Genomic DNA, 23,308 nt, shown 5'->3' with positions numbered 1-23,308 from the left:
CGACTCACGGCACGGGGGCGACGGGAGGGACGGCGAGACCGGCGGGGACGGCGAGACCGGCGGGGACGGCGAGACCGGCAGGACTACTGCCGCGAGGCGGAGACGGTCGCGATCGCGGTCGCGAAGTCCTCGCCCGTGATCGCGACCTCGTCGGCGTGGTCGTTCGCCGCCTCGCCGTGTGCGTCCGCGACCCGCTCGATCGCGGCCATCGCCGCCTCCCGGCAGACCGCCGCGATCTCCGCGCCGGAGTAGCCGTCCGTCTCGTCGGCGAGCCGGTCGAGGTCCACGTCGTCGGCGACCGGCTTCTCGCGGGTGTGGACCGCGAACACCGCCCGCCGCGCCTCGCGGTCCGGCTCGGGCACCTCGACGTGCGTTTCCAGCCGGCCGGGACGCAGAAGCGCGCGGTCGATCGCCGACCGGCGGTTCGTCGCGGCGAGCACGACGAGGTTCGGGTTGTCGCTCGCGCGGTCCAGCTCGGTCAAAAGCTGCGAGACCACGCGCTCGCCGACGCCGGAGTCGCCCCCGCCGGCCGCGTCGCGGTCGGCCGCGATCGCGTCGATCTCGTCGAAGAACACGATCACCGGCGCGGCCTGTCTGGCCCGGTCGAAGAGGTCCCGCACCGCCTTCTCCGACTCGCCGACGTAGCGATCGAGCAGCTCCGGTCCCGCGACCTGGACGAAGTTGACGCCGCTCTCGCCCGCGATCGCCCGCGCGAGCAGCGTCTTCCCGGTCCCCGGCGGCCCGTGGAGCAGGACGCCCGTCGGCGGGTCGGCGTTCGCCGCGTCGAAGAGCGGGCCGTACGTCAGCGGCCAGCTCACCGCCCGCTCGAGCTTCTCCTTCGCCCCGTCGAGCCCGCCCACGTCCGAGAAGTCCGTGGTCGGTTGTTCGGCGACGTACTCGCGCATCGCGCTCGGCTCGACCGCGGCGTGGGCCGCCTCGAAGTCGGCCCGCGTAACGGTCACCGAGTCGAGCGCCCGCGCGTCGCTTTCGCGGGCGCGGCGGAGCGCGGTCATCGCCGCCTCCTGGGTCAACCCCTCGATGTCGGCGCCGACGAAGCCGTGGGTCCGGCCCGCGATCCGGTCGAGATCCACGTCGTCGGCGAGCGGCATCCGCCGCGTGTGGACGTCGAGGATCTGGCGGCGACCTGCCTCGCCGGGAACGCCGATCTCGATCTCGCGGTCGAACCGGCCGCCGCGCCGGAGCGCGGGATCGAGCGAGTCCACCCGATTGGTCGCGCCGATGACGATCACGTCGCCGCGGGCGTCGAGCCCGTCCATGAGCGAGAGCAGCTGGCCGACGACGCGGTTCTCCACGTCGCCGCCGTCGTCGCGCTTGCCAGCGATCGAGTCGATCTCGTCGAAGAAGACGATCGCGGGCGCGTCCTCGCTCGCGCGCTCGAACACCTCGCGGAGCCGCTCCTCCGATTCGCCCTTGTACTTCGACATGATCTCCGGGCCGTCGACGGTGATGAACGTCGCGTCCACCTCGTTGGCGACGGCGCGGGCGATGAGCGTCTTCCCGGTGCCCGGCGGCCCGTACAACAGGACGCCCTTCGGCGGGTCGACCCCGAGCCGGGTGAACACGCCGGGCTCCGAGAGCGGTAGCTCGATCGTCTCGCGCACCAGCTCCAGCTCCTCGTCGAGCCCGCCGATGTCCTCGTAGGTCGCGCCGGCGGTGTGCTCGGCGGGCGGGTCCTCCCCGTCCGCGGGACGGCCGTCGGCGTCGGGCAACGCGTCGGTCCCCCCCGAGCCGGCGGCCCCGCCCGCTTCGCCGCCGGACGCGCCGGAGCCGCTTCCGGCTCCCGTCCGGGCTCCGGCGGAGCCCGATCCGGTCCCCTCCCGCGTCCCGTCGGCGTCCGCGTAGTCGACCGACACGTCGGTGCCGCTCGCGACCCGGACGGTGCCGGTCGGCCGCGTCTCCCGGACGACGAACCGGAGGCCGCCGAGCCGCTCGACGTGGACGGCCTCGCCGGGAGAGATCGGGCGATCGCGGAGGTCGCGGGCGAGCGCGCGCTCGACGACCTCGCGGCTCACGTCCACCGACGCGAGCCGGGCGGGCGCGGCGAGGACGACCCGGTCGGCGTCGACGACGTCCACGGGGCTGACGGTGACGGCGTCGCCGACCTTCACGCCGGCGTTCGCGCGGGTGTCGGCGTCGATGAGGACCGAGCCGTCCTGCGCGTCGGGGCCGCCCGGCCACACCTTCGCGACGGCGGAGCGCTCGCCGTCGATCCGGACCGTGTCGCCGCTGAGGAGGCCGAGTCGCTTGCGTGCGGATTCGGGGAGCCTGGCGATGCCGCGGCCCGCGTCGCGCTTCTCGGCGGCGCGGACCGTGAGCCTGACGCCGGCGGTGTCGTCCATGGAGCGTCTTCCGCCCGCTGGCCCTTTACCCTTACTCGGCCGCGTTCCCCGGCCGGCGGCGACGCCCCTCCGCCGACCGCAATCCCCTTACCCCGTCCGGCCGCGAGTGCGGGCATGCAACCGACAGGCGACCTCCGCGGCGACGCCGTCCACGTCGGCGGGGACGCCAGACAGCGGTTCTACGACTCGCGGGGCTACGGTCGGCCGGTCGGCGGGAACGCCATCGAGCTCTCCCGCGTCGAGGCCGCCCATCTGCTGTTCCGCGGCGACCTCGCCGGAGTCCGTCTCGGGGACGACGGGAGTCGATCCGGCGGCGCCGGCGATCCCGCGGGGTTCGAGCGGTTCTTCGTCGACAGCGCGGCCGCCGCCGACCGCTTCGCGGTGCGCTACCTCGTCTACGCCGACCTCCGCGACCGCGGCTTCTACCTCTCGCCCGCCCGCGACCCGTGGCCGGGCGGCCGGGCGGACGTGCCCGACGCGGTCGACGTCGTGGCCTACGAGCGGGGGTCGACGCCCGACACCGGGAACGTCCGCTACCCGGTGCGCGTCGTGGGCGAACGCGAGTCGGTCCCGGCCGACGGCGTGGCGGGCCAGACCCTCGCGGTCGTCGACGAGGAGAGCGACATCACCTACTTCGAGGCCGCCACCCCGGACCTGACGGGCTCGACCGCCTACGACCCGCCGGACGACCTGACCGGAGCGCTGCTCGCCGACCGCGTCGTGCTCTGGGACGCCCCGGCCGGGCTCTACGAGCGCGGCTTCTACGGCCAGCCCTTGACGGGTCGGGCCGCGGCGGTCGAGGGGGTGATCCAGCTCTCGCTGGTCGAGGCCGCGTCGCTCGCGGCCGACGGGATCCTCCGGCTCTCCGAGGCCGTCGACGGCGGCCGGGCGGACGGGGAGATAGCCGGGGGCTCCGCCGCGGCCGACGATGGTCGCCTCGCGGTCGACGGCGACGACCCCGCGGACGCCGCCGCCGCGATCGTCGCCCGCGGCCGCGCCGTGGAGGGCGACCGGTTCGACCGCCGGCTCGCCGCCTACCGCGCGCTCCGCGAGCGCCGGACCGTCCCCAAGACTGGCTTCAAGTTCGGCGCGGACTTCCGGACGTACCTCGACGTCGACACCGTGGAAGACCTCCCGCACTCCGAGCACCTCGTGCGGGTGGTCGCCCCCGACCACGTCTTCGCACCGCGGGAGCTCTCGCTCGACGTGCGGCTCGCCGGCGGCGTCCGCAAGGAGCTGGTGTTCGCGCTGACCGACGGGAGTGGAAACGCGGGAGACGCCGGGACCGACGACCGGATCGAGTGGCTCTCGGTCGGGAGGCTGACGCCGTGAGGCGCGGTCGAGGTCGATCGGGGTGGGACCGAACGACGCGGAGTCGGCCGAGGGGATCCCCGTGACCTTCGGCGTCTCGTTCTGGGCGCTCGTCGTCTTCGCGACGGTCTCGTGTCTGTTCATGGCCTGGTCGCTCGGGGCCAACAGCAACTCCCCGCCGTTCGCGCCGGCGATCGGGGCGAACGCGGTGTCGACGATGCGCGCGGCGTTCCTGATCGGGATCCTCGCCGCCGCGGGCGCGCTGACGCAGGGCGGGGCGATCTCCGAGACGGTCGGGGCGGACCTGATCGACGGCGTCGCGATCACGCCGCTCGGGGCGACGACCGGCCTGCTCGTGGCCGCGTCGTTCATGGCGTTCGGCGTCTACAGCGGCTATCCGGTCCCCGCGGCGTTCGCGACGACGGGCGCGATGGTCGGCGTCGGCCTCTCGCTCGGCGGCGACCCCGCGCTCGACACCTACCGCCGGATCGGGACGTTCTGGCTGCTCGTCCCGCCCGTCTCCGGCGGGCTCGCGTACCTCACGGCGACGCTGCTGCGGCGCGACGACGTGCCCGACACGGTCGGCGTCCCGCTGTTGGCCGGCGTGGTCGCCGGGATCCTCGCGAACGTCCGGCTCGGCGTGATCCCGCACCCGGAGCGCGCGCAGGGCTCCGTCGCCGAGGCGGTCGCGGCGGCGGTCGGCGGGGTGACGGCGGTTCCGACCGCGTTCGGCGTGGATCCCGTCGTCGTCCTCGTGACGCTCGCGTTCGCGGCCGTCGGGTTCCGGTTCATCCGCCGCCGGACGCGGGCCTCGGTGGAGAAGGGGATCCGGACGTTCCTGCTCGCCCTCGGCAGCGTCGTCGCCTTCTCGAGCGGCGGCAGCCAGGTGGGGCTCGCGACCGGCCCGCTGGAGAACCTCTACGGGACGGCGCTCGGGTTGCCCGCGATCGTCCTGATGGGCGTCGGGGCGAGCGGGATCCTCGCCGGCGCGTGGATGGGCGCGCCGCGGCTCCTCCAGGCGACCTCGCGGGAGTACGCCCAGCTCGGCCTCCGGCGGTCGATCGCGGCGCTCGTGCCGGGGTTCGTCATCGCGCAGGCGGCGATCACGCTCGGGATCCCCATCTCGTTCAACAACATCATCATCTCGGGCGTCATCGGCGGCGGGCTCGCCGCGGGGTCCGCCGGCGTCTCCCGGCGGAAGATCGGCGTGACGGTCGGGTTCTGGGTGATCACGCTCGTCACGTCCGTCGCGATCGGGTTCGGCCTCTACCGGCTCCTCTCGACGACCCTCGGGATCGCGTGAGGTCGGCGGTCGCGTGGCTCCGGCACCCCGGTCACCGGACGACGGTGACCGTGACGGGGGCCTCCCCGACGACCGCGCTCGCGACCGTCCCCAGGAGCCGCCGGGCGATCGAGCCGCGCTCGCCGCCGTGGCCGCCCATCACGACGTGGTCGACGTCGTGGTCCGCGACGTACCCCAGGATCGTCTCCGCCGGGTCGCCGGTCTCGACCGCCGTCTCGACGGGTCGGTTCGCGGCGGCGGCTCGCTCGCGGGCGTCCGCGACCAGCCGCTCCGCGCGCTCTGCCGCCTCCCGCTCGCGTTCCCCGTCCGGCTCCAGCACGCCGCCCTCGGTCATGCCGGCGTCCAGCGGGGTGACGACGTTCAACACCGTCACCGGGCAGTCGAAGGTCGCGAGCGCGTGTGCCAACGCCTCCGCGGCCAGCGGCGAGCCGTCCAGGGGAACGAGCACGTGGTCGGGGCTCATACCGGACGGTCGGTCGGCGGAGGCATAAAGCCCGCAAGCCGGGTGTGGCCTCGAGCCGGCGACCGCGGTTGTCGGGCGTGCCGGCCGCCGGCCGCGTGTGAGCCGCTCCCGCGCAAGCGAACGGTTTTTGCGTCGACCGACGGGAGGGGAGGTATGAACGAGGACACCCCCCGCACGGACGGCGGGACCGAGCGCGCCGACGGCGAGCCGAGCGAGGACGTCGCGCTCGACCCGTGGGGGTCGGCGTCGGTCGGCGACTACGCCGACCTCTTCGCCGAGTTCGGCATCGAGGCGTTCGACGACGTCGCCGACGACGTGGTCGACCCCCACTACCTGATGCGCCGCGGCGTCATCTTCGGCCACCGCGAGTACGACGTGGTCGCGGAGGCGATGGCGAACGACGAGCCGTTCGCCGCGCTCTCGGGGTTCATGCCCACCGGCGACCCGCACATCGGCCACAAGCTCGTGTTCGACGAGCTGATCTGGCACCAACGGCGGGGCGGCGACGTGTTCGGGCTGATCGCCGACCTCGAGGCCCACTCGGCCCGCGGGATGTCCTGGGACGAGATCGACGAGCACGCCCGGAGCTACCTCCTCTCGCTTCTCGCGCTCGGGTTCGATCCCGAGGAGGGCGAGCTCTACCGGCAGTCCGACAACCGCGCGGTCCAGGACCTCGGCTTCGAGCTGGGGTCGAAGGCGAACTTCTCGGAGTTCGAGGCGATCTACGGCTTCGACGGCGAGACGAACATCTCGCACATGCAGAGCGTCGTCACCCAGACCGCGGACATCCTCTACCCGCAGCTGGTCGACGAGCCGAAACCCACCGTGATCCCGGTCGGCCCCGACCAGGACCCGCACGTCCGGCTCACCCGCGACCTGGCGACGCGGATGCGCTACTTCAAGGTGACCGAGGCGTTCGCGAGCTTCGAGCTCGACGACGAGGAGCGGACGCTGGTGCGGGCCGCCTACGACGCGCTGGCGGGCGGCGACGACCCCGCGTCCGGCGACGAGGCGGGCGACTCCGACGTGCGCTGTGAGGACGCCGCCGCGTGGCTCGCCGACTACGAGCCGCCCGAGGTCGACGCCGAGGCGGTCGACCTCGAGGAGGCAAAGGCGAGCGCGCTCGACAAGCTCCGCGCGGGCGGCAGGGAGCCGCTCCGCCCGCGTGTCCGCTTCCTCGACCGCAACGCCACCGACGAGGCGTTCGAGGCGCTGATCGGGGCGATAGCGGGCGAGAAGCGCGTCTTCGAGGGCCACGTCGACGCGTTCGGGATGACGCGCGAGGCGGCCGAGTCGCTGGCGCGGGAGGTGGAGATCGACCACGACGGCTTCGGCTTCCGCCAGCCCTCCTCGATCTACCACCGCTTCATGACCGGGCTCACCGGCGGGAAGATGTCCTCGTCGATCCCGGCGAGTCACATCTCGCTCCTGGACGACCCCGAGGACGGCTACGACAAGGTGCGGTCGGCGACGACCGGCGGACGCGACACGGCCGAGAAGCAGCGCGAACTGGGCGGCGAGGCCGACGAGTGCCCCGTCTACGAGCTGTACGCCTACCTGCTCGCGGGCGACGACGACGGGCTCGCCACCGAAGTGTACTCCGAGTGCGTGAACGGCGAGCGGCTCTGTGGCGGCTGTAAGGAGCAGGCCGCCGAACTGATGCGCGAGTTCCTCGAAGAGCACCAGGAGAAACGCGCGGAGGCCGAGGAACTCCTCGAGGACCTCGACATCGACCTCGACTCCGACCGGCGCGGGACGGGCGGCGAGCACTGAGGACGCCGCCGATCTCGACGCCGATCTGACGCCGACCGTTCCGGTTCGGCCGGACGGGAGCGTGGGGACGGGAGCACGGCCGCTCCGCGACTGCGGATCCGGTATGAATGGTGGACGGCCGAGCTAGCCCGGCGTTCCGGCACGGGGTATCCCGGTTGCCTCCTCCACCCCGCGACCCGACGAGCGACGGGCGTCCGGCGGTGGGCTGCTCGCTTCCGCGCCTGACCCGTTGTCGCCGACGAACCGCGACGGACCGCTCCTGCGAGCGGGCGCCACGGACCGCTGTCCCCGGCGGACGAGGCTTCCACGTTGGCTCTCGGGGCCCGCGCCGGTCTATCCGGACGCGCCCGGTGTTCGGTCCCCGCTGAAGACTACCTCGCGGGTGACGAGCGGGGCCTAACCGCCCGACCTAGTCCGGGCTGTCCTACATCGGTGCCGCATAAGGGCCTTTCGTTCGCGGGAGACGAGCGGCGGACTACCCGAGCAGTTCCCGAGCGTAGACGCCGGCGGCGACCGGGACCGGCAGCGACGTGACGGTCACCGCGGCCGCGTGGTACTCGAGCCAGCGGTGTTCGCCGAACATCGTCGTCGGCTCGATCGAGAGCCACCAGAGCGCCGAGAGCAGCGTCGTCGCGGCCCCGAGGACGACGAGCGCGCCGGCGAGCGTCCCCGGATCGACGTTCCCCTGCTCGACGGAGGCGAACACGACCGCGCTCAACAGCGCGAACAGCGCGACCCCGCCGGCTCCGACCGGCCCGGCGGTGTAGTAGCCGGCGAGCTGGGCGTCGAACCCCGAGACGAGCGCGTACGGCACGGCGAGCAGGAGCGCGCTGACGAGGGCGGCGGCGATCCCGACCTGTCGGGAGCGGGCGCGAACGGTCATGTCTCGGGATACTCGGTCGGCGCGGTAAAAGGACCGGATCGCGGACGGCCGGCGGTCCGGTCGCCGCCACGCGACCGCGTCCCGTCACGCGACCCCGCCGCCGAGCCCGCACCGTTTTGGCCCCGCGGCGCGGACGGGCGGACATGTCGCTCGACATCGAGACGCCGGACCCCCCGGAGCTGTCCGCCGTCGACCCGAACGAGTACGAGGACGCCGAGGTCGCCGGCGGCGAGTACCGCCGCGAGGAGCTGTCGGCGTTCCTGCGCGAGGGGGCCTGGGAGGAGGCGTTCACGGAGTGGGCCGCCGACAGCAACCTCGACGAGTCGGACTGGCGGATAGTCGAGGACCTCGAGTTGGTCTCCCGGTTCGACTTCTTCTGGGACTCCTTCGCCGACCGCGTGGGCTACCACGCGCCGGGCATCCCCGAGGACTGGAAGGAGCGGGAGTACCACGCGGACCTCGACTCGTGGGGCTCCGTCTCCGCGATCAACGCCGGGCTCACGGAGCTCGGCCAGGTCGCCTGTGACGTGCTCAAAGAGGAGTACATCGACTGGGAGTCGGAGTACGAGGCCCCCGACGACCTGCCGGACTTCGACGCCTGACCGTGTCCGAGGACGATCCCGCGGCGTCGCCCGACCCCTCGCCGCCGACCGACCCCACGGCGTCGCCCGATCCCTCGCCGCCGGCCGGCTTCTCGCCGCCGCCGATCCCGGACGTCGACGCCGAGGCGGCCGAGGCGGCCCGCGAGCGACAGGCCGACCTGACGAAGCCTCCCGGCAGCCTCGGCCGGCTGGAGGACCTCGCGGTCGCGCTCGCCGGGCTGACGGGCGACCCCCGACCGACGCTCGCGGACCCGACCGTCGTCGTCGCCGGCGCCGACCACGGCGTGGCCGACCGGGGCGTCTCGGCATACCCGAAGTCCGTGACCCGCGCCATGCTCCGGAACGTCGCGGCCGGCGGGGCCGCCGTCTCCGCGATAAGCGAGGTCGTCGGCGCGGGGACGCTCGTCGTCGACGCGGGCGTCGAGGGGGCGCCGGTCGAGGCCGGCGGGAGGATCGAGGTCGTCGACGAGCGGATCGGCCCCGGCACGGACGACGTCGCCGCGGGACCGGCGATGTCCCGCGCCGACGCGGTCGCGGCGCTGTCGGCCGGCGTCCGAACCGCTCGAACGCGGCTCGCGGACGCCGGGATCGTCGCGCTCGGCGAGATGGGGATCGGCAACACCACGGTCGCCGCCGCGCTCACGGCGGCGCTCACCGGGGCGGACCCGGAGCGGATCACCGGTCACGGGACCGGCGTCGGCGAGGAGATCCGCGCGCACAAGGTCGCGGTCGTGGAGCGCGCGCTCGCGACGAACGGCCTCGTCGGCGCCGACGGGGGGATCGACCGCGACGAGGCCGAGGCCGGGTCCGCCGTCGACCCCGTCGAGGTGCTCCGGCGCGTCGGCGGCTACGAGGTCGGCCTCCTCGCCGGCGTCGCGATCGGCTGTGCGGCCGACCGGACGCCGGTCGTCGTCGACGGCGTCGTCTCCGGCGCGGCCGCGCTCGTCGCCGTCGCGGTCGCGGGGGACGTGCGGCCGTACCTGCTCCCCTCGCATCTGGGCGACGAGCCGGGCCACGCCGTCCAGCTCGACGCCCTCGGTCTGGCGCCGCTCTTCGATCACGGGCTCCGACTGGGCGAGGGCTCCGGCGCGGCGCTGGCGCTCGCGACCTACCGCGCCGCCTGCCGGAGCCACGACCGGATGGCGACGTTCGCGGAGGCGGGGATCGAGCGGTAGCGGGACGGTCGCGTACCGACCGTACGCGTCCCCGGAACGGACCGACCGCCCGCCGTCGACGGCCGCGAAACGGTCCGCTACCCGCCGCCGCTCCCGCCGTAGCCGCCCTTTCGCGCGTCGGCTTCCCGCTCGCGGCGGTCCCGGTCGTCGTCCGCGTCCGCCGCCCGCGTCGACCCCGATCCCGACCGGCGCGCGGAGAGCGTCCAGCCGAGGGCGTACGTCACGACCCCGACTCCGACGCCTCCGACCGTCCCGAAGAACTGCGCGCCGGCGAGAAACGAGACGGCGGCGAGCGCCGGCCCGCCGAGGAGGGCGTACCCGAGGTTCCCGCGCACGGTTCGTGGCACCGTCATGCCGTGACGGTTCGGCTCGCGCTTGAAGTCTCTTGTCCCGTCTCCGCGCGGGCGTTCCCACGACTCCGCCGTATTCAAATACGCGCACGAAGACCAACGGATATGGACGAGATCGACGACCAGTACACGCCCGCCGACGTCGAGTCGACGGTCGCGGAGTACTGGGACGACGCGGACGCCTACGAGGCGGCGAAGGAGGCACACGCCGACGACCCGCCCTTCTTCTTCGTCGACGGGCCGCCGTACACCTCCGGGCAGATGCACCTCGGGACCGCCTGGAACAAGACGCTGAAGGACGCCGTCATCCGCCACAAGCGGATGACCGGCCACCGCGTCACGGACCGACCGGGCTACGACATGCACGGCCTCCCGATCGAGGTGAAAGTCGAGGAGGAGCTCGGCTTCGAGAACAAGCGGGACATCGAGGAGTACGGCATGGAGCCGTTCATCGAGCGGTGCAAGGAGTTCGCCCTCGAGAACCGGGCGGCGATGGACGAGGACTTCCAGTCGATCGGCGTCTGGATGGACTGGGAGGAGCCCTACGAGACGGTCTCGCCGGAGTACATGGAGGCGGCGTGGTGGGCGTTCTCGAACGTCGCCGAGAACGGTCTCGTCGAGCAGGGGAAACGCTCCATCTCGCAGTGCCCGCGGTGTGAGACCGGGCTCGCGAACAACGAGGTGGAGTACGAGGACGTCGAGGACCCGTCGGTCTACGTGAAGTTCCCGCTGTCCGATCGGGAGGGCAGCCTCGTGATCTGGACGACGACGCCGTGGACGATCCCCGCGAACACCTTCGTCGCCGTCGACGAGGATCTCACCTACAACGGCGTCCGCGCGGAGACGGACGGCGAGGAGGAGCTGCTGTACGTCGCCGAGGCGTGCGTCGAGGACGTGCTCCGGGAGGGGCGGTACGACGACTACGAGGTGGCGGCGGAGCTCTCGGGCGACGACCTCGTCGGCTGGGCGTACGACCACCCGCTCGCCGATCGGCTCGCGGAGTACCCCGACTTCGAGGGCGCGGGGGAGGTGTACGCCGCCGACTACGTGGAGGCGGACCGCACCGGGCTCGTCCACTCCGCGCCGGGCCACGGGGAGGAGGACTTCCACCGCGGCACCGAGCTCGGCCTCGAGATATTCTGTCCCGTCGGCCCGAACGGCGAGTTCGCCGACGCGGCCGGCGAGTACGCCGGGCAGTTCGTCCGCGACGCCAACGACGACATCATCGACGACCTCGTCGCCGACGGCCACATGCTCGCCCACGGCACCCTCGAGCACAGCTACGGTCACTGCTGGCGGTGTGACACCGGGATCATCCAGCTCGTCACCGACCAGTGGTTCATCTCGATCACGGACGTGAAAGACGACCTCCTCGCGAACATGGAGGCCTCGGAGTGGCACCCGGAGTGGGCGCGCGACAACCGCTTCCGCGACTTCATCGAGGACGCGCCCGACTGGAACGTCTCCCGACAGCGCTACTGGGGGATCCCGATCCCGATCTGGGTCCCGGAGGACGCGGAGGCCGGGGACCTCGACGACGACATGATCGTGATCGGCACCCGCGATGAGCTCGCCGAGCGCGTCGAGGAGGACGTCGACCCCGACACCATCGACCTCCACCGACCCTCCGTCGACGACCTCACGATCGTCGAGGACGGGACCACCTACCGCCGCGTCGAGGACGTCTTCGACGTGTGGCTCGACTCCTCGGTCGCCTCGTGGGGCACCCTCGGGTACCCCAGCGAGACGGACGCCCACGACGAGCTGTGGCCCGCCGACCTGATCATCGAGGCGCACGACCAGACGCGCGGCTGGTTCTGGTCGCAGCTCGGGATGGGGACCGCGGCGGTCGGCGAGATCCCCTACGAGGAGGTGATCATGCACGGCTTCGCCAACGACGAGGACGGCCGCAAGATGTCCAAATCCGTCGGCAACATCGTCACGCCCGAGGAGGCGATCGAGCGGGCCGGTCGCGACCCCCTCCGGACGTACCTGCTCAGCCACGATCAGCAGGGCGTCGACCTCGCGTTCGAGTGGGACGGGCTCGCCGAGATCCAGGGGAAGCTCAACATCCTCTGGAACGTGTTCCGCTTCCCGCTCGAGTACATGGAGCTGGACGGGTACGACCCGGCCGACGCCTCCCTCGACGACGGCGAGCTCGAGCTCGTCGACCGGTGGGTGCTCTCGCGGCTCCAGTCCGTGGAGACGGAGGTCGAGGCGGCCTGGGACGACTACCGCGTCAGCGACGCGGTCAACGCCGTGATCGAGTTCGTCACCCAGGACGTCTCCCGGTTCTACGTGAAGGCCGTTCGCGACCGCATGTGGGAGGAGGCCGACTCCGCCTCGAAGCGCGGGGCCTACGCCACGCTCGCGACCGTCCTCGACGAGGTGATCCGGCTGCTCGCGCCGATCGCGCCCTACCTCACCGAGCGGATGTACCGGACGCTCGACGGCGAGGCGACCACGGTCCACCAGCTCGCGTACCCCGAGCCCGACGACGACCTGCGCGACCCCGACCTCGAACGCGACGTGTCCGTCCTCCGCGACGTGGAGGAGGCCGCGGCGAACGCCCGCCAGCAGGCCGGACGCAAGCTCCGATGGCCCGTCCCGCGGGTCGTCGTCGAGACCGACGACGACGCGGTCGCGGGCGCGGTCGACCGCCTCGCCGACCTGATCGCCGACCGCGTCAACGCCCGCGAGGTCCACGTCACGGACGCCTTCGACGAGCTGGTCGAGCGCGCCGAGCCGCGGATGGCGGCCATCGGCCCCGCCTTCGGCGGCGACGCCCAGAAGGTGATGGAGGCGGTCCAGGGCGCGACCCGCACGGCGGTCGAGGGGGGCGAGGTGGCGGTCGACGGCGAGCCCGTCGACCTCGACGAGGGAATGGTCGAGTACGTCGCGGAGCCGCCGGAGAACGTCACCGGCGTCGACTTCGACGGCGGGACCGTGTACGTCGACACCTCGCTCACCCCCGGAATCGAGTCGGAGGGGTACGCCCGCGACGTGATCCGGCGGGTCCAGGAGATGCGCAAGGACCTCGACCTCGACGTCGAGGCACGGGTCCGGCTCGGGGTCGCCGTCGACGACGACCGCGTCGCCGGCTTCGTCGACGAGCACGCCGACCTGATCGCGGAGGAGGTCCGCGCCGACGCGTGGCTCGAGGCCCCCGCGGACGCCGCGGACGGCCCCGACGGGCTCGTCGAGGAGTGGGACGTCGAGGCGGTGACGCTGACGATCGGGATCGAGCCGGTCGCGTAGCCTCGGGTCCGGCACTCCAGTGGGTGCGCTCCGGCGGCCGCCCCGATCGCCGTCCGTCGGTGCCACGGGGTCGCTCGGTCGACCCCGAAACGTATACCTAGTCCCCTCACCACGGTCCGGGTATGCGTGTTCGACCGGCGCGTCCCGGCGACGCCGAGACGCTTCGGACGACGGTTTCCCGCGCCCGCGAGGCGACGGTGTTCGACGACATCGGCGCGCCGCTTCTCGACGTCTCGGCCGCCGGCGTCAGGGAGGCGGCGGTGGGCGCGGAGTGCTGTTTTCTCATGGAGGACGACGACGGCCCCGTCGGGGTGGCGATCGCCCACCCCGACGAGGAGGGACCCGAGGCCGAACTCCTCGCGCTGTGGGTCCACCCGGAACACGTCGGAGAGGGCGTCACCGAGGAGCTGCTCTCCCGCGTCGCGTCGGCGCTGTCCGACCGGGGCGTCGACACGCTCCGCGCGAGCGTGCCCGACGACCGGCCGAGCGCCCACGAGTTCTACCGCGCTCACGGCTTCGACCGGCGCGCGGTGCGGCGCGGTCCCGCCGGCGACGAGGCGATAGTGGTGGCCGACATCGCGGCGCTCGGGTGACCGCGGCAGGCTCGACGCTCGCCGTCGCGGCCGCGTGTCGCTGGCCCGCGTTCACTTCAGCCGTTCCTGGAGAAACGAGGGGTGGGCGGCGGTGACGCCGTCGACGGCGAGCAGCTCGTCGTTGATCACGTCGCCGAGCTCGTCGCCGTCGGCGGCGCGCACCTCCGCCATCAGCATGTGGTCGCCGGAGGAGGTGTACAGCGCCTCGACCTCGTCGAGCGACTTCAGCTCGCGGGTCGCGGAGACGTACTTGCCGGAGTCCACGTCCATCCCCACCATCGCGATCGACTGCGTCGAGAGCTTCTTCGGGTCGACGTCGGCCGAGTAGCCGACGATGACGCCCTCCTCCTCCAGCTTGTCGATGTACTTTCGCACCGTTGGCTTCGAGACGTCCGCCCGCTCGGCGATCTCCCCGCAGGAGGCCTGTGCGTCCTCCTCCAACACCGAGAGGATGCGCTCTTCCGTCGATACGGTACCCATACGAGCTTCTTTGTCACCACGGAAAAAATACCTTGCGAACCCGAAAACGGGAGGCGAAACGCCGAACCGGGCCGGCGGGGCTACTCGTGTTTGTCGATGAACCGGTCGTACGAGCGCTCCCACTCGTAGTCGTCGTCCCAGTAGCGCTCGGCCAGCGGCTCCTCGGGCATCTCGCCGATCTGGCGCTTCTCCTGGCCGTAGGAGGGCCGGTCCTCGTCGACGTAGAAGCGGCCGGTGAGCACCTCGCCGTCGTACAGCGCCTCCTCCGTCGTCCGCATCATCTCCGCGGCCTCGACGCGGTCGGTCCTGTCGAAGTCGTAGTCGTCGGAGTCGTTGACGTCGATGTACGGGACGTACTGGCGGGCGTCCTTGTTCCAGGTCGGACACTGCGTCAGGAAGTCGACGTGGGCGAACCCGTCGTGTTCGATCGCCTCGATGAGGATCTCCTTCGCCTGGTTCGGGTTGACCGCGGCCGTCCGGGCGACGTAGGAGGCCCCGGCGTTGAGCGACATCGAGAGCGGCTTGAGCGGCTCCTTGGCGCTTCCGTGTGGCTGGGTCTTCGACTTGTGACCCTTCGGGCTCGTCGGCGAGGTCTGGCCCTTCGTGAGCCCGAAGATCTCGTTGTTGAACACGATGTAGGTCATGTCGTGGTTCTCCCGAGCCGTGTGGATGAAGTGGTTCCCGCCGATCCCGTAGCCGTCGCCGTCGCCGCCGGCGGCGATCACCTCCAGATCGGGGTTCGCGAGCTTCGCGGCGCGGGCCACGGGCAGCGAGCGCCCGTGGATCGTGTGGAAGCCGTACGTGTCGAGGTAGCTGTTCAGCTTCCCCGAACAGCCGATCCCGGTACAGAGCAGCGTCTCCTCGGGCGTGCGGCCGACCTCGGGAAGCGCCTGTTTCAGCGCCTTCAGGACGCTGAAGTCGCCACAGCCCGGACACCACGTCGGCTGCGGCTCGACGCCGGGCGTGTACTCGTCGCGGTCGATCTCGCGTTCCTCTCCGATGGCTGAAAACGTGCTCATGGGTTAATCACCTGCTGCTGGGACGAAGGTGGTCTGATGGCCGGACGCGTCGCCGTCGCCCTCGACGATCGCCGCCTCGAAGCCGTCGACGACCTCGGCCGGCTCGAACGGGTTCCCGTTATACTTCAGGAGGCTCGACAGCTTCTCCCCGTACCGGCCGAGGTTCTTCTGGACGAGGCCGCGGAACTGTCCAGAGGCGGTCATCTCGACGACGAGGACCTCCTCAACGCTCTCGATGAACGCCTCGACCTCCTCGGTCGGGAACGGGAGCATGTCGGAGACGCCGAGCGACTTCACCGAGACGCCGGCGTCGTTGAGTCGCCCGACGGCCTCCTCGACGGTCCCCTGCTGGCTCCCGAAGGTGAGGACCCCGTACTCGGCGTCGGCGGGGCCGGCGTACGAGCTCGTGTCCACGGTGTCCAGATCCGCGCGGATCGCCTCGAGCTTCTGGGTCCGCCGGTCGATCTGTGCGACGCGGTTGTCGGGCGACTCGCTGATGTGGCCCGTCGGGTCGTGCTCGTTGCCGGTCGCGAGGTAACGACCGCCCTTCTGGCCGGGGATCGACCGCGGCGTGACGCCGTCCTCGACGTCGTGCTGGAAGCGGTGGAACTTCCCGTCCGCCGAGTGGGGCTGCTCGGCGAGCTCCTCCTCGGTGAGCGTCTTCCCGAGCGTCGGGTTCGGCTCGCGGTCGAAGTGGCTCTTGGGGACGTTCTTCAGCTCCCCGCCGAGCTTCTGGTCGTACAGGAGGATCGTCGGGATCTGGTACTCGTAGGCGAGCCGAAAGGCGAGCCGGGACTGCTCGTACGCCTCCTCGACCGTGCCGGGGGCTAAGACGACCCGCTGGGAGTCGCCCTGGGAGGTGTACAGGACGTGCTCGAGGTCGGACTGCTCCGGCTTCGTCGGCATCCCGGTCGAGGGACCGGCACGCATCGCCTCGACGAGCACGAGCGGCGTCTCCGTCATCTCGGCGAGCCCGAGCGGCTCGGACATGAGCGCGAAGCCGCCGCCCGAGGAGCCCGACATCGCCTTGACGCCGGCGTGGGAGGCCCCCACCGCCAGCGCGGCCGCCGCGATCTCGTCTTCGACCTGCTCCGAGATCCCGCCGAGCTCGGGCAGGTTCTGGGTCATGATCGTGAACACTTCCGTCCACGGCGTCATGGGATAGCCCGCGATGAAGCGGCATCCCTCGTCGATCGCGCCGTACGCGATGGCGTCCGAGCCGGACATGAGGAGCTGCGTCTCCTCGTGTTCGCCGGTCGGGACCGACACGTCGACGTCGTCGACGTCGTACTCCTCGCGGACCTGGTCGTAGGCGGTCTCGAGGATCTCGAGGTTGGGGTCGAGGATCTTCTCGGGCATCGCGTCGCGCATCAGGTCCTCGACGTGATCGAGCTCCATGCCGATCAGCGCGCAGGTCGCGCCGACGCCGGCGGTGTTGCGCATCACCTCTCGACCCATGTCGCGGGCGAGTCCGCGGAGGTCGAGCGGGAAGACGTGCCAGTCGTTCTCCTCGACGCGCTCGTCGAAGTTCGGGATCTCCGAGGGGTCGAGGAGGCCCTCGTCGTAGACGATGACCCCGCCCTCGCGGAGCTCGTCGAGGTTCTCGGAGAGCGGCTTGATCTCCTCGTTCCCGTAGACGGCGCCCTCCTGCGGGTTGCGGGCGAAGGAGTCGCCGAGCGCCAGGAGGAAGTTGTAGCCGTCGCCGCGGGACTCGACCGGCCCCGACGCCGCGCGGATCTCCGTGTACGTGTGCCCGCCACGGATCCGGGACGGATAGTGCCGGTGTGTGAACACGTTCAGCCCCGATCGCATCAGGGCCTTCGCGAAGTTCTGGCTGGTGGAAGCGATCCCGTCGCCGGATCCTCCCGATATCCGCCAGATGAGTTCTTGATCAGTCATATCGTGGATCTTGGCCCGGTAAGGCCCAGTAACGCAACGTTGTGTCGGTCACCTCTTAGGGTTTGCTATGGATTCACATGAAACGATCATGAACGATCCCCGGAGCGAGGGTCCCTCGACGGCGCGTACGGGAGTTCCGTGATCAGGCGTGGAGCCCGAGCGTCGAGCCGGAGGCGCTCGCGTTCGGCGGCCGGGCGGCGGCGGTCCGCGCCCTTTTAGACCGTCCTCCGCCGAACGGCGGTATGCTCACGTTCATCGGACTCGGCCTCTACGACGAGCGCTCGATCACCGTCGAGGGGCGCGAGGCGCTCCGGTCGGCGGACCGCGTCTTCGCGGAGTTCTACACCAGCCGGCTGGTCGGCGCGGACGTCGCGGACCTCGAGGCGGCCCACGACGTCGATATCGAGGTGCGCGACCGGGAGGGGGTCGAGCGCGACCCGGAGCCGATCCTCGCGGCCGCGGAGGCCGGCGACGCGGCCTTCCTCACCGCCGGCGACACCATGATCTCGACGACGCACACGGACCTCCGCCTCCGGGCCGAAGAACGGGGGATCGAGACGCGAGTGATCCACGGCGTCACCGCCCAGTCGGCCGCCTCGAGTCTCACCGGGCTCCAGAACTACCGCTTCGGGAAGGCCGTGACGCTCCCGTTCCCGTACGCCCACGGCGGCGACGACGTGCCGGGAAGCGTACGCGAGACGATCGAGGCGAACCGCGAGCGCGGGCTCCACACCGTCGTCTACCTCGACATCAAGGTTGGAACCGGCCCGTCGGGCCCCGACCCCGACCACGAGGAGTACATGACCGCCGACTACGCGGCGGGCCTGCTCGCCGACGGCTGGCGCGACGCGCTCGCGGTCGTCGTCGCTCGCGCCGGCTCGCCGAACGCGGTCGTCGCCGCGGACCGACTCTCGGCGCTCGCCGGCCGCGAGTTCGGCGACCCGCTCCACCTGCTCGTGATCCCCGGCGACCTCCACCACGTCGAGGCGGAGGCGCTCGTCGGGCTGGCCGGCGCGCCGGAGTCGATCCTCGAGTGAGCGACCCGCGGGGGCCGCGACCCTCACGATTAATTATCGTGGGACGCGTCAGCGTGGCACATGACTAACGTACCCGTCGGTCGGCTCATGTCGACGACGCTCGTGACCGTCGGCGCCGACGCCACCGCGGCGGAGGCGGCCGACCGCATGCTGGAGACGAACGTGAACTCGATCCTCGTCGTCGACGAGGCGGGCCGCCTCGAGGGGCTGCTCACCGGGTGGGACTTCGTGCGGCTCGTCCGCGAGAACGACCCGCACGACGAGACGCTCGTCGGCGAGTGTATGACCGCCGACGTCGTCACCGCGTCCGAGGACGACTCGGTCGAGGCGCTCGCGGATCTGGCCGACGGCGAGTACAGCCACCTCCCGGTGACCGACGACGACGGGGTCGTGGTCGGGATGCTGTCGGCGACCGACCTCACGGAACACCTCGCCGGGCGGTAGTCTTCCAAGGAGCGACCCCTTGCGCCATCCGGAAGACCCAACACGCCCCACGGACGAGGTGTGGTATGGACTTACACGATCGCACCCGCGTCAGCGAGGTCATGTCGACGCCGCTGGAGACGATCGGCGGCGACGAACCGATCCGCGAGGCCGCCCGCCGCATGAGCGAGGGCGACATCAGCGCGCTCGTCGTCACCGCCGGCAGCGGCTGTATCGTCACTCAGAGCGACATCATCGGCGCCGTAGCGGCGGGAAAGGACACCGAGGAGACGCTCGTCCGCGACGTGATGACCGAGGACGTCGAGACCGTGACCCCGGACCTGCTGATGGAGGAGGTCGCCGCCATGATGACGATGTACGGCGTGAAACACCTCCCGGTGGTCGACGACGACTACGTCGGGATGATCTCCTCGACCGACGTGACCGCGCACCTGTCGTAAAAGCCGAGGGCGCGACGCCCGGTTCCGCCCGCTTCGAACACGCCAGCGGCGTCGATTCGCTCCCGGTTCGGTCAGTACAGCCGAAGCAACGAGCGATTGCGGTGGCGCGCCGGTGAGCGCCCGGAGGGCGCGAACCGCTCGCGAGGGACGCGGCGACTGAAAGGAGCCGCGAGGCTGGGGAGGTATGAGGTGCGGTGGTGGTGCTGTGCGGGGTGGGACTCAAAGGGGCAGTCGCGAGGACGAAGACGCGCGACGTAAGGACCGCAGCGAAGGAGCGTAGCGACTGAGCGAGGACCGCAACGAGCGCATCGAGTCCTCGCGGCTGGGGCTTTGGAGGGTGTTCACCGCAGTCACGTTCACCCCGTCAGCAACGACGGAATATCGAGCGACTGGGGTTTTGACGACGGTCACCGCGCCAGCAACGACCCTGTTCTCATCACCCCGATCACACACGAAACACCCGTTCTATAAGCAACCGGATTCTAGCGACCGTCTCGTGGCGCAACGGACGTACGAAAGAGGGTTCGATCGAACGCCCGCCTCCACTCGCTCCGTTCAAAGCGACAGCAGCGGCACGCCGACCGCCAGCCCGACGGCGATGAGCACCAGGTTCCAGATCAGTACCGGCCGGACGAGGTCACGGCCGACGCTCGCGGCGAAGGCGGTCTTCACGAGGATGCTCGAGACCGTCCCGGCGACGATCCCCGCGACCGCGGTGTCGACCGTGACCTGCCCGGTGCCCAGGAGCGAGACCGCGGTCGTCGTCGCCGTCCCCGAGGAGACGAGCCCCGCGAGGAAGGCGGTGGCGACGAAGCCGGTCGCGCCGAACGCCCGCTCGGCCCCGGCGGAGACGAGGAGCACGACGAGGAACAGCCCGCCGAACGAGAGCGCGTTCCGCAGACTGAACGGGGAGGTGAGTTCGGCCTCCACGCCGGTCCGCCAGTCGCTCCGCCAGAGCGCGAGCCCGACGCCGGCGAGCGTGATCGCGCCGAGGGGCGCGCCGACGGCGAGCGCGGCCTCGGGGACGAAGACGACGACGAGCGCCGCGTTCCGCAGCGCCATCGCCGCGTTCGCGAGCAGGATCGAGCCGACGGCGATGTCGAGGAGGTCGCTTCGGCCGGCGGCGCGCTTGGCCATCTCGGCGACGACCGCGGTGGAGTTCACGAGCCCGCCGAAAAAGCCCGTGACGGCGTAGCCGCGGCCCTGATACTCCTTGACGAGCACGTAGTTGACGAAGCCGATCGCGCTTATCGCGACGACGAGCGACCAGACCAGCCGCGGCTGGACGGCCCCCCACGGGTCGATCGTCTCCGCCGGCAGGATCGGGAAGACGACGAACGCGAGGATGGTGAACTCGACGGCGCTACGCACCTCCTCGCGGGAGAGCCCCCACGCGAACTGGTGGAGCTCGCGTTTCAACACGAGCAGGAACGAGGAGAGCACCGCCACCGTCACCGCCTCCAGAAAGAGGTCCGCCGCGACGAGGACGCCCACCCCGTAGGCGACGAGCATCGAGACCGAGGTGGTGAGCGACAGCCCCTCGACGTCCGGCTCGACGAAGCTCCGGACCGCCAGGAGGACCGCGCTGGCGACGATCAACGCGCCGCCGACGACGAGCAGCCCCGGCTCGTCCGCGACCGAGAACACCGCCGCGACCAGGCTGACGAGCGCGAACGTCCGGATCCCCGCCGACTTCTGTGACCACTCGCGTTCGAGCCCGAGGAACATCCCCAGAAGCGTCGCCAACACCAGCTTGGCGACGTTCGTCTCCAGGTAGATCAGGGGATCGACGCCGACGGTCGAGGCGATCGTGCCGACGTTCGAGACGATCGCGCCGCCCGTCACGGCCGGTCACCCCCGTCGCGGCCGGCGCGATCGTCGAAGTCGTCGAAGTCGTCCCGCGCGGGTCGCATCCCTCGTCACCTCCGGGGTCACCGGTTCGTCGGCTCGCGCGGAAGGTCGAGCGCCTCCGTGAGGTCGTGTTCCTCGCCGGTGAGCACGTAAAGCACGTCCTCGAGGATGACGACGAGCTCGGGGAGCTGTCTGGCGACGAGGTAGGTGATCCCGATCAGCGCGACGACCGCGAGCAGCTGGCTGATGATCCGGTCGGAGACCAGAAACGAGACGCGATACGGATTCGTCGCGCCGAACATCGCCAACACCAGCTCCGGCTGCCACTGCATGTACTGGTTGCCGGCGACGATCGTGATGAACGTCGTCCGGAGGATGTTGAGCACGTAGATGAGCGGGATCGAGACCGCGAGCGCCCGGATCTTCCGGTCGAGCGGCCCCTCCACGGCGGCGACGAGCCCGCCGAAGATCGCCATGCTGCCGAGGCCCGTACACGCCAACACGACGTTGATCCGCATGCGGTGGCCGTCCGCGAGCGTCCACCCGAAGGCCGCGTCGTACCCCTCGTAGCTCGTCACGCGCTCGGGGGCGTATCCGAGGAGGTCGATCATCGCGCCGGTGTGGTTCGCGACGATCTCGATGAGGATCCGCCGGGGCTCCGGGACCGCCACGCCGGCGAGCGTGAACGCCGGGATCGTCTCGAACGGCAGGTAGATGAACAGCATGATCGAGACGGCCCGCGTGAGCGTGAACAGCGACGCCCGCCCGTCGTACAGCAGGTAGCCGACGTAGAGGCAGGCGGGGACGCCGACGAGCGCGAGGATCGACTCGACGTAGCTCTGGTGTTCGAACGCGAAGTACGGCACCGTCGTCAGCCAGAACAGCCCGAACAGTCCCCACGTGCCCGCCGCCAGCGCCCGTCCCGCCGCGTACCCGCGGGCGTCGAGCAGCCAGGCGGCCGCGAAGAGGACCGCGACGATCCACGCGAACGTGAACGTGTCGGGGACCACGCTCAGGATCGCGGGAACGCCGGAACCGAACATGTAGGCAGGGTCGGTGGTCGTCGAATAAAGCCCTTGTCGTTGTCGGCGATCCGCGTTACGCCGCCGCCGTGGGGAGTTATCGCTCCTCGCTGTCGAGCACGCGGATCTGGTCGCCACGGACCGTCACCGGGATGGGGACGGTCGCCTCGTACAGCTCGACGGTCACCTGGTCTTTCCCCTCGTCGATGCGCTGGACGCGGGCCTTCTCGCCCTTGAACGGGCCGGCGATGAGCTCGACGATGTCGCCCTCGGCGATCCCCTCCACGTCCGGGGTCGGCGAGAGGAAGTGTTCGACCTCCGAGAAGGGACTCTCCGCGGGGCCGTCGGAGCCCTGGATGACGCCGCGGGCGTGGGGGATCTCGTCGAGGATCCGGGCGAAGACGCTGCCGTCCGACGCCTCGACCATCACGTAGCTCGTGAGCTGGTCGGGGGCGATGACCGCCTGGATCTCCGGCATCTCCTTTTCGGCGAGCATGTCCGCGACGGTCCGCTCCTGGCGGGCGGTCGTCTTGACCGAGAAGATCGGCATTACGCGCCGACCCCCGGCAGGAGGCTCATGATCGCGAACATCAGGAAGCCGAGGAAGCCGATGAGCAGGATCCCGGCACCGGCGATCTTCGACACCTGGAGGAACTCGTCGGTGCTCGGCGTGCTCGCCAGCTTCAACACGCGGATGTAGCTGTTGAGGTCGTACGGGACGTCCATGTTACGAGCGAGTTCGTGACGGGACGGTTTTTACCTTTTGATGCGGGCCGCCGGACGAGCACCCTCCCCCTCACTGTCCGTCTCCCCGCTCCGCGACCCACCGGACCCCGCCGACGACGCCGGCCGCCGTCAGGGCGTTCGAGAGGGTCCCCGGCGCGTCGTTCCAGGTGACCGGGTCACCGGTCGCCGCGCCGAGAACGACGAGCGCGAGGAGGGTCGCGGCGAACGCGAGAAGCGAGGCGTCGACGAACCCCGGCAGGCCGCGATCGGTCTCGAGCCGCGGCTCGTCGACGGACGGGGAGTCGTCGGGGTCGCCGGG

Annotated in this window: 22 protein-coding genes and 1 other RNA gene; 10 read left to right on the top strand and 13 right to left on the bottom strand. The window is 71.3% G+C overall.

What is annotated here, in order from left to right; translation table 11 throughout:
- Positions 1 to 83 precede the first annotated feature (83 nt).
- Entirely contained in the window at positions 84 to 2,360 is a 2,277-nt protein-coding gene (locus tag DJ70_RS15080) for an AAA family ATPase (protein WP_094534419.1), read from the bottom strand.
- A gap of 114 nt (positions 2,361 to 2,474) precedes the next feature.
- On the opposite strand from DJ70_RS15080, the gene endA reads away from it, so the two are divergent.
- Both endA and DJ70_RS15070 read left to right on the top strand, forming a co-directional pair.
- Positions 2,475 to 3,692: a tRNA-intron lyase gene (gene endA / locus DJ70_RS15075; RefSeq protein ID WP_094534417.1), complete on the top strand. Its 1,218-nt coding sequence runs from the start codon at positions 2,475 to 2,477 to the stop codon at positions 3,690 to 3,692.
- 121 nt (positions 3,693 to 3,813) lie between these two features.
- Entirely contained in the window at positions 3,814 to 4,974 is a 1,161-nt protein-coding gene (locus DJ70_RS15070; RefSeq protein WP_094534505.1) for an inorganic phosphate transporter, read from the top strand.
- Between the two features lie 31 nt (positions 4,975 to 5,005).
- Here DJ70_RS15070 and DJ70_RS15065 read toward each other — a convergent pair whose 3' ends face one another.
- A complete protein-coding gene (locus DJ70_RS15065) occupies positions 5,006 to 5,437 on the bottom strand; it encodes a universal stress protein (RefSeq protein WP_094534415.1) in 432 nt (143 codons plus the stop codon).
- A gap of 153 nt (positions 5,438 to 5,590) precedes the next feature.
- Here DJ70_RS15065 and DJ70_RS15060 point away from each other — a divergent pair, with 153 nt between their 5' ends.
- Positions 5,591 to 7,210 carry a tryptophan--tRNA ligase gene (locus tag DJ70_RS15060; RefSeq protein ID WP_094534413.1) on the top strand — a complete coding sequence of 540 codons (1,620 nt, stop codon included), beginning with the start codon at positions 5,591 to 5,593 and terminating at the stop codon, positions 7,208 to 7,210.
- A 108-nt stretch (positions 7,211 to 7,318) separates the two neighbouring features.
- On the opposite strand, the gene ffs is transcribed toward DJ70_RS15060, so the two are convergent.
- Positions 7,319 to 7,627, bottom strand: an RNA gene (gene ffs, locus DJ70_RS15055) — signal recognition particle sRNA.
- Positions 7,628 to 7,685: 58 nt separating this feature from the next.
- Entirely contained in the window at positions 7,686 to 8,093 is a 408-nt protein-coding gene (locus tag DJ70_RS15050) for a DUF7548 family protein (RefSeq protein ID WP_094534411.1), read from the bottom strand.
- Positions 8,094 to 8,236: 143 nt separating this feature from the next.
- Between DJ70_RS15050 and DJ70_RS15045 the strand changes: the two genes are divergently transcribed.
- Entirely contained in the window at positions 8,237 to 8,695 is a 459-nt protein-coding gene (locus tag DJ70_RS15045; RefSeq protein WP_094534409.1) for a hypothetical protein, read from the top strand.
- 2 nt (positions 8,696 to 8,697) lie between these two features.
- Positions 8,698 to 9,870, top strand: a complete 1,173-nt coding sequence (cobT, locus tag DJ70_RS15040) for a nicotinate-nucleotide--dimethylbenzimidazole phosphoribosyltransferase (RefSeq protein WP_218827815.1) — start codon at positions 8,698 to 8,700, stop codon at positions 9,868 to 9,870.
- A 77-nt stretch (positions 9,871 to 9,947) separates the two neighbouring features.
- On the opposite strand, the gene DJ70_RS15035 is transcribed toward cobT, so the two are convergent.
- Positions 9,948 to 10,223: a hypothetical protein gene (locus DJ70_RS15035; RefSeq protein WP_094534407.1), complete on the bottom strand. Its 276-nt coding sequence runs from the start codon at positions 10,221 to 10,223 to the stop codon at positions 9,948 to 9,950.
- 102 nt (positions 10,224 to 10,325) lie between these two features.
- Between DJ70_RS15035 and ileS the strand changes: the two genes are divergently transcribed.
- Both ileS and DJ70_RS15025 read left to right on the top strand, forming a co-directional pair.
- Positions 10,326 to 13,478 (top strand): isoleucine--tRNA ligase, encoded by a 3,153-nt coding sequence (gene ileS, locus DJ70_RS15030; RefSeq protein WP_094534405.1) that lies wholly within the window; start codon positions 10,326 to 10,328, stop codon positions 13,476 to 13,478.
- A 122-nt stretch (positions 13,479 to 13,600) separates the two neighbouring features.
- On the top strand, positions 13,601 to 14,071 hold the full coding sequence (locus DJ70_RS15025; protein WP_094534403.1) for a GNAT family N-acetyltransferase: 471 nt from the start codon (positions 13,601 to 13,603) through the stop codon (positions 14,069 to 14,071).
- Between the two features lie 51 nt (positions 14,072 to 14,122).
- Here DJ70_RS15025 and lrpA1 read toward each other — a convergent pair whose 3' ends face one another.
- The 3 genes from lrpA1 to DJ70_RS15010 all read right to left on the bottom strand — a co-directional run bounded on the left by lrpA1 (position 14,123) and on the right by DJ70_RS15010 (position 17,469).
- A complete protein-coding gene (gene lrpA1 / locus DJ70_RS15020; protein WP_094534401.1) occupies positions 14,123 to 14,551 on the bottom strand; it encodes an HTH-type transcriptional regulator LrpA1 in 429 nt (142 codons plus the stop codon).
- Positions 14,552 to 14,631: 80 nt separating this feature from the next.
- On the bottom strand, positions 14,632 to 15,570 hold the full coding sequence (locus tag DJ70_RS15015; protein ID WP_094534399.1) for a thiamine pyrophosphate-dependent enzyme: 939 nt from the start codon (positions 15,568 to 15,570) through the stop codon (positions 14,632 to 14,634).
- Positions 15,571 to 15,573: 3 nt separating this feature from the next.
- Positions 15,574 to 17,469 (bottom strand): 2-oxoacid:acceptor oxidoreductase subunit alpha, encoded by a 1,896-nt coding sequence (locus DJ70_RS15010; RefSeq protein ID WP_094534397.1) that lies wholly within the window; start codon positions 17,467 to 17,469, stop codon positions 15,574 to 15,576.
- 242 nt (positions 17,470 to 17,711) lie between these two features.
- On the opposite strand from DJ70_RS15010, the gene dph5 reads away from it, so the two are divergent.
- The 3 genes from dph5 to DJ70_RS14995 all read left to right on the top strand — a co-directional run bounded on the left by dph5 (position 17,712) and on the right by DJ70_RS14995 (position 19,390).
- Positions 17,712 to 18,506, top strand: a complete 795-nt coding sequence (dph5, locus tag DJ70_RS15005; protein WP_094534395.1) for a diphthine synthase — start codon at positions 17,712 to 17,714, stop codon at positions 18,504 to 18,506.
- A 60-nt stretch (positions 18,507 to 18,566) separates the two neighbouring features.
- A complete protein-coding gene (locus tag DJ70_RS15000; protein WP_094534393.1) occupies positions 18,567 to 18,950 on the top strand; it encodes a CBS domain-containing protein in 384 nt (127 codons plus the stop codon).
- Positions 18,951 to 19,015: 65 nt separating this feature from the next.
- Positions 19,016 to 19,390, top strand: a complete 375-nt coding sequence (locus tag DJ70_RS14995; protein WP_094534391.1) for a CBS domain-containing protein — start codon at positions 19,016 to 19,018, stop codon at positions 19,388 to 19,390.
- Positions 19,391 to 19,945: 555 nt separating this feature from the next.
- Here the strand turns inward: DJ70_RS14995 and DJ70_RS14990 are convergent.
- From DJ70_RS14990 to DJ70_RS17540, 5 genes are all read right to left on the bottom strand, one after another.
- Positions 19,946 to 21,235, bottom strand: coding sequence for an MgtC/SapB family protein (locus DJ70_RS14990; RefSeq protein ID WP_245810866.1), 1,290 nt, complete (start codon positions 21,233 to 21,235; stop codon positions 19,946 to 19,948).
- Between the two features lie 86 nt (positions 21,236 to 21,321).
- Positions 21,322 to 22,284, bottom strand: a complete 963-nt coding sequence (gene artA / locus DJ70_RS14985; RefSeq protein WP_094534389.1) for an archaeosortase A — start codon at positions 22,282 to 22,284, stop codon at positions 21,322 to 21,324.
- A gap of 76 nt (positions 22,285 to 22,360) precedes the next feature.
- Positions 22,361 to 22,813 carry a transcription elongation factor Spt5 gene (locus DJ70_RS14980; RefSeq protein ID WP_066414290.1) on the bottom strand — a complete coding sequence of 151 codons (453 nt, stop codon included), beginning with the start codon at positions 22,811 to 22,813 and terminating at the stop codon, positions 22,361 to 22,363.
- Positions 22,813 to 22,989 (bottom strand): protein translocase SEC61 complex subunit gamma, encoded by a 177-nt coding sequence (locus tag DJ70_RS14975; protein ID WP_066414288.1) that lies wholly within the window; start codon positions 22,987 to 22,989, stop codon positions 22,813 to 22,815. Before DJ70_RS14975 ends, DJ70_RS14980 begins: the two co-directional genes overlap by 1 nt.
- 70 nt (positions 22,990 to 23,059) lie before the next feature.
- Positions 23,060 to 23,308: hypothetical protein (locus DJ70_RS17540; RefSeq protein WP_179234074.1), on the bottom strand; the 249-nt coding region annotated here is incomplete at its 5' end.

The sequence above is a fragment of the Halorubrum halodurans genome (genome assembly GCF_002252985.1).
GTDB classification, from domain to species: Archaea; Halobacteriota; Halobacteria; order Halobacteriales; family Haloferacaceae; genus Halorubrum; species Halorubrum halodurans.
This window is presented reverse-complemented; position numbering and strand designations above follow the sequence as displayed.

Excerpts from the sequence above, each read along its gene's own strand:
- DJ70_RS15050 (WP_094534411.1), bottom strand. The coding sequence starts at position 8,093 with ATGACCGTTCGCGCCCGCTCCCGACAGGTCGGGATCGCCGCCGCCCTC.
- DJ70_RS14995 (WP_094534391.1), top strand. The coding sequence starts at position 19,016 with ATGGACTTACACGATCGCACCCGCGTCAGCGAGGTCATGTCGACGCCG.
- endA (WP_094534417.1), top strand. The coding sequence starts at position 2,475 with ATGCAACCGACAGGCGACCTCCGCGGCGACGCCGTCCACGTCGGCGGG.
- DJ70_RS15015 (WP_094534399.1), bottom strand. The coding sequence starts at position 15,570 with ATGAGCACGTTTTCAGCCATCGGAGAGGAACGCGAGATCGACCGCGAC.
- DJ70_RS15080 (WP_094534419.1), bottom strand. The coding sequence starts at position 2,360 with ATGGACGACACCGCCGGCGTCAGGCTCACGGTCCGCGCCGCCGAGAAG.
- DJ70_RS15000 (WP_094534393.1), top strand. The coding sequence starts at position 18,567 with ATGACTAACGTACCCGTCGGTCGGCTCATGTCGACGACGCTCGTGACC.
- DJ70_RS15035 (WP_094534407.1), bottom strand. The coding sequence starts at position 10,223 with ATGACGGTGCCACGAACCGTGCGCGGGAACCTCGGGTACGCCCTCCTC.
- DJ70_RS15065 (WP_094534415.1), bottom strand. The coding sequence starts at position 5,437 with ATGAGCCCCGACCACGTGCTCGTTCCCCTGGACGGCTCGCCGCTGGCC.
- DJ70_RS15070 (WP_094534505.1), top strand. The coding sequence starts at position 3,814 with ATGGCCTGGTCGCTCGGGGCCAACAGCAACTCCCCGCCGTTCGCGCCG.
- DJ70_RS15045 (WP_094534409.1), top strand. The coding sequence starts at position 8,237 with ATGTCGCTCGACATCGAGACGCCGGACCCCCCGGAGCTGTCCGCCGTC.
- artA (WP_094534389.1), bottom strand. The coding sequence starts at position 22,284 with ATGTTCGGTTCCGGCGTTCCCGCGATCCTGAGCGTGGTCCCCGACACG.
- DJ70_RS14975 (WP_066414288.1), bottom strand. The coding sequence starts at position 22,989 with ATGGACGTCCCGTACGACCTCAACAGCTACATCCGCGTGTTGAAGCTG.
- DJ70_RS14980 (WP_066414290.1), bottom strand. The coding sequence starts at position 22,813 with ATGCCGATCTTCTCGGTCAAGACGACCGCCCGCCAGGAGCGGACCGTC.
- DJ70_RS15010 (WP_094534397.1), bottom strand. The coding sequence starts at position 17,469 with ATGACTGATCAAGAACTCATCTGGCGGATATCGGGAGGATCCGGCGAC.
- lrpA1 (WP_094534401.1), bottom strand. The coding sequence starts at position 14,551 with ATGGGTACCGTATCGACGGAAGAGCGCATCCTCTCGGTGTTGGAGGAG.
- DJ70_RS15060 (WP_094534413.1), top strand. The coding sequence starts at position 5,591 with ATGAACGAGGACACCCCCCGCACGGACGGCGGGACCGAGCGCGCCGAC.
- DJ70_RS15025 (WP_094534403.1), top strand. The coding sequence starts at position 13,601 with ATGCGTGTTCGACCGGCGCGTCCCGGCGACGCCGAGACGCTTCGGACG.
- dph5 (WP_094534395.1), top strand. The coding sequence starts at position 17,712 with ATGCTCACGTTCATCGGACTCGGCCTCTACGACGAGCGCTCGATCACC.
- ileS (WP_094534405.1), top strand. The coding sequence starts at position 10,326 with ATGGACGAGATCGACGACCAGTACACGCCCGCCGACGTCGAGTCGACG.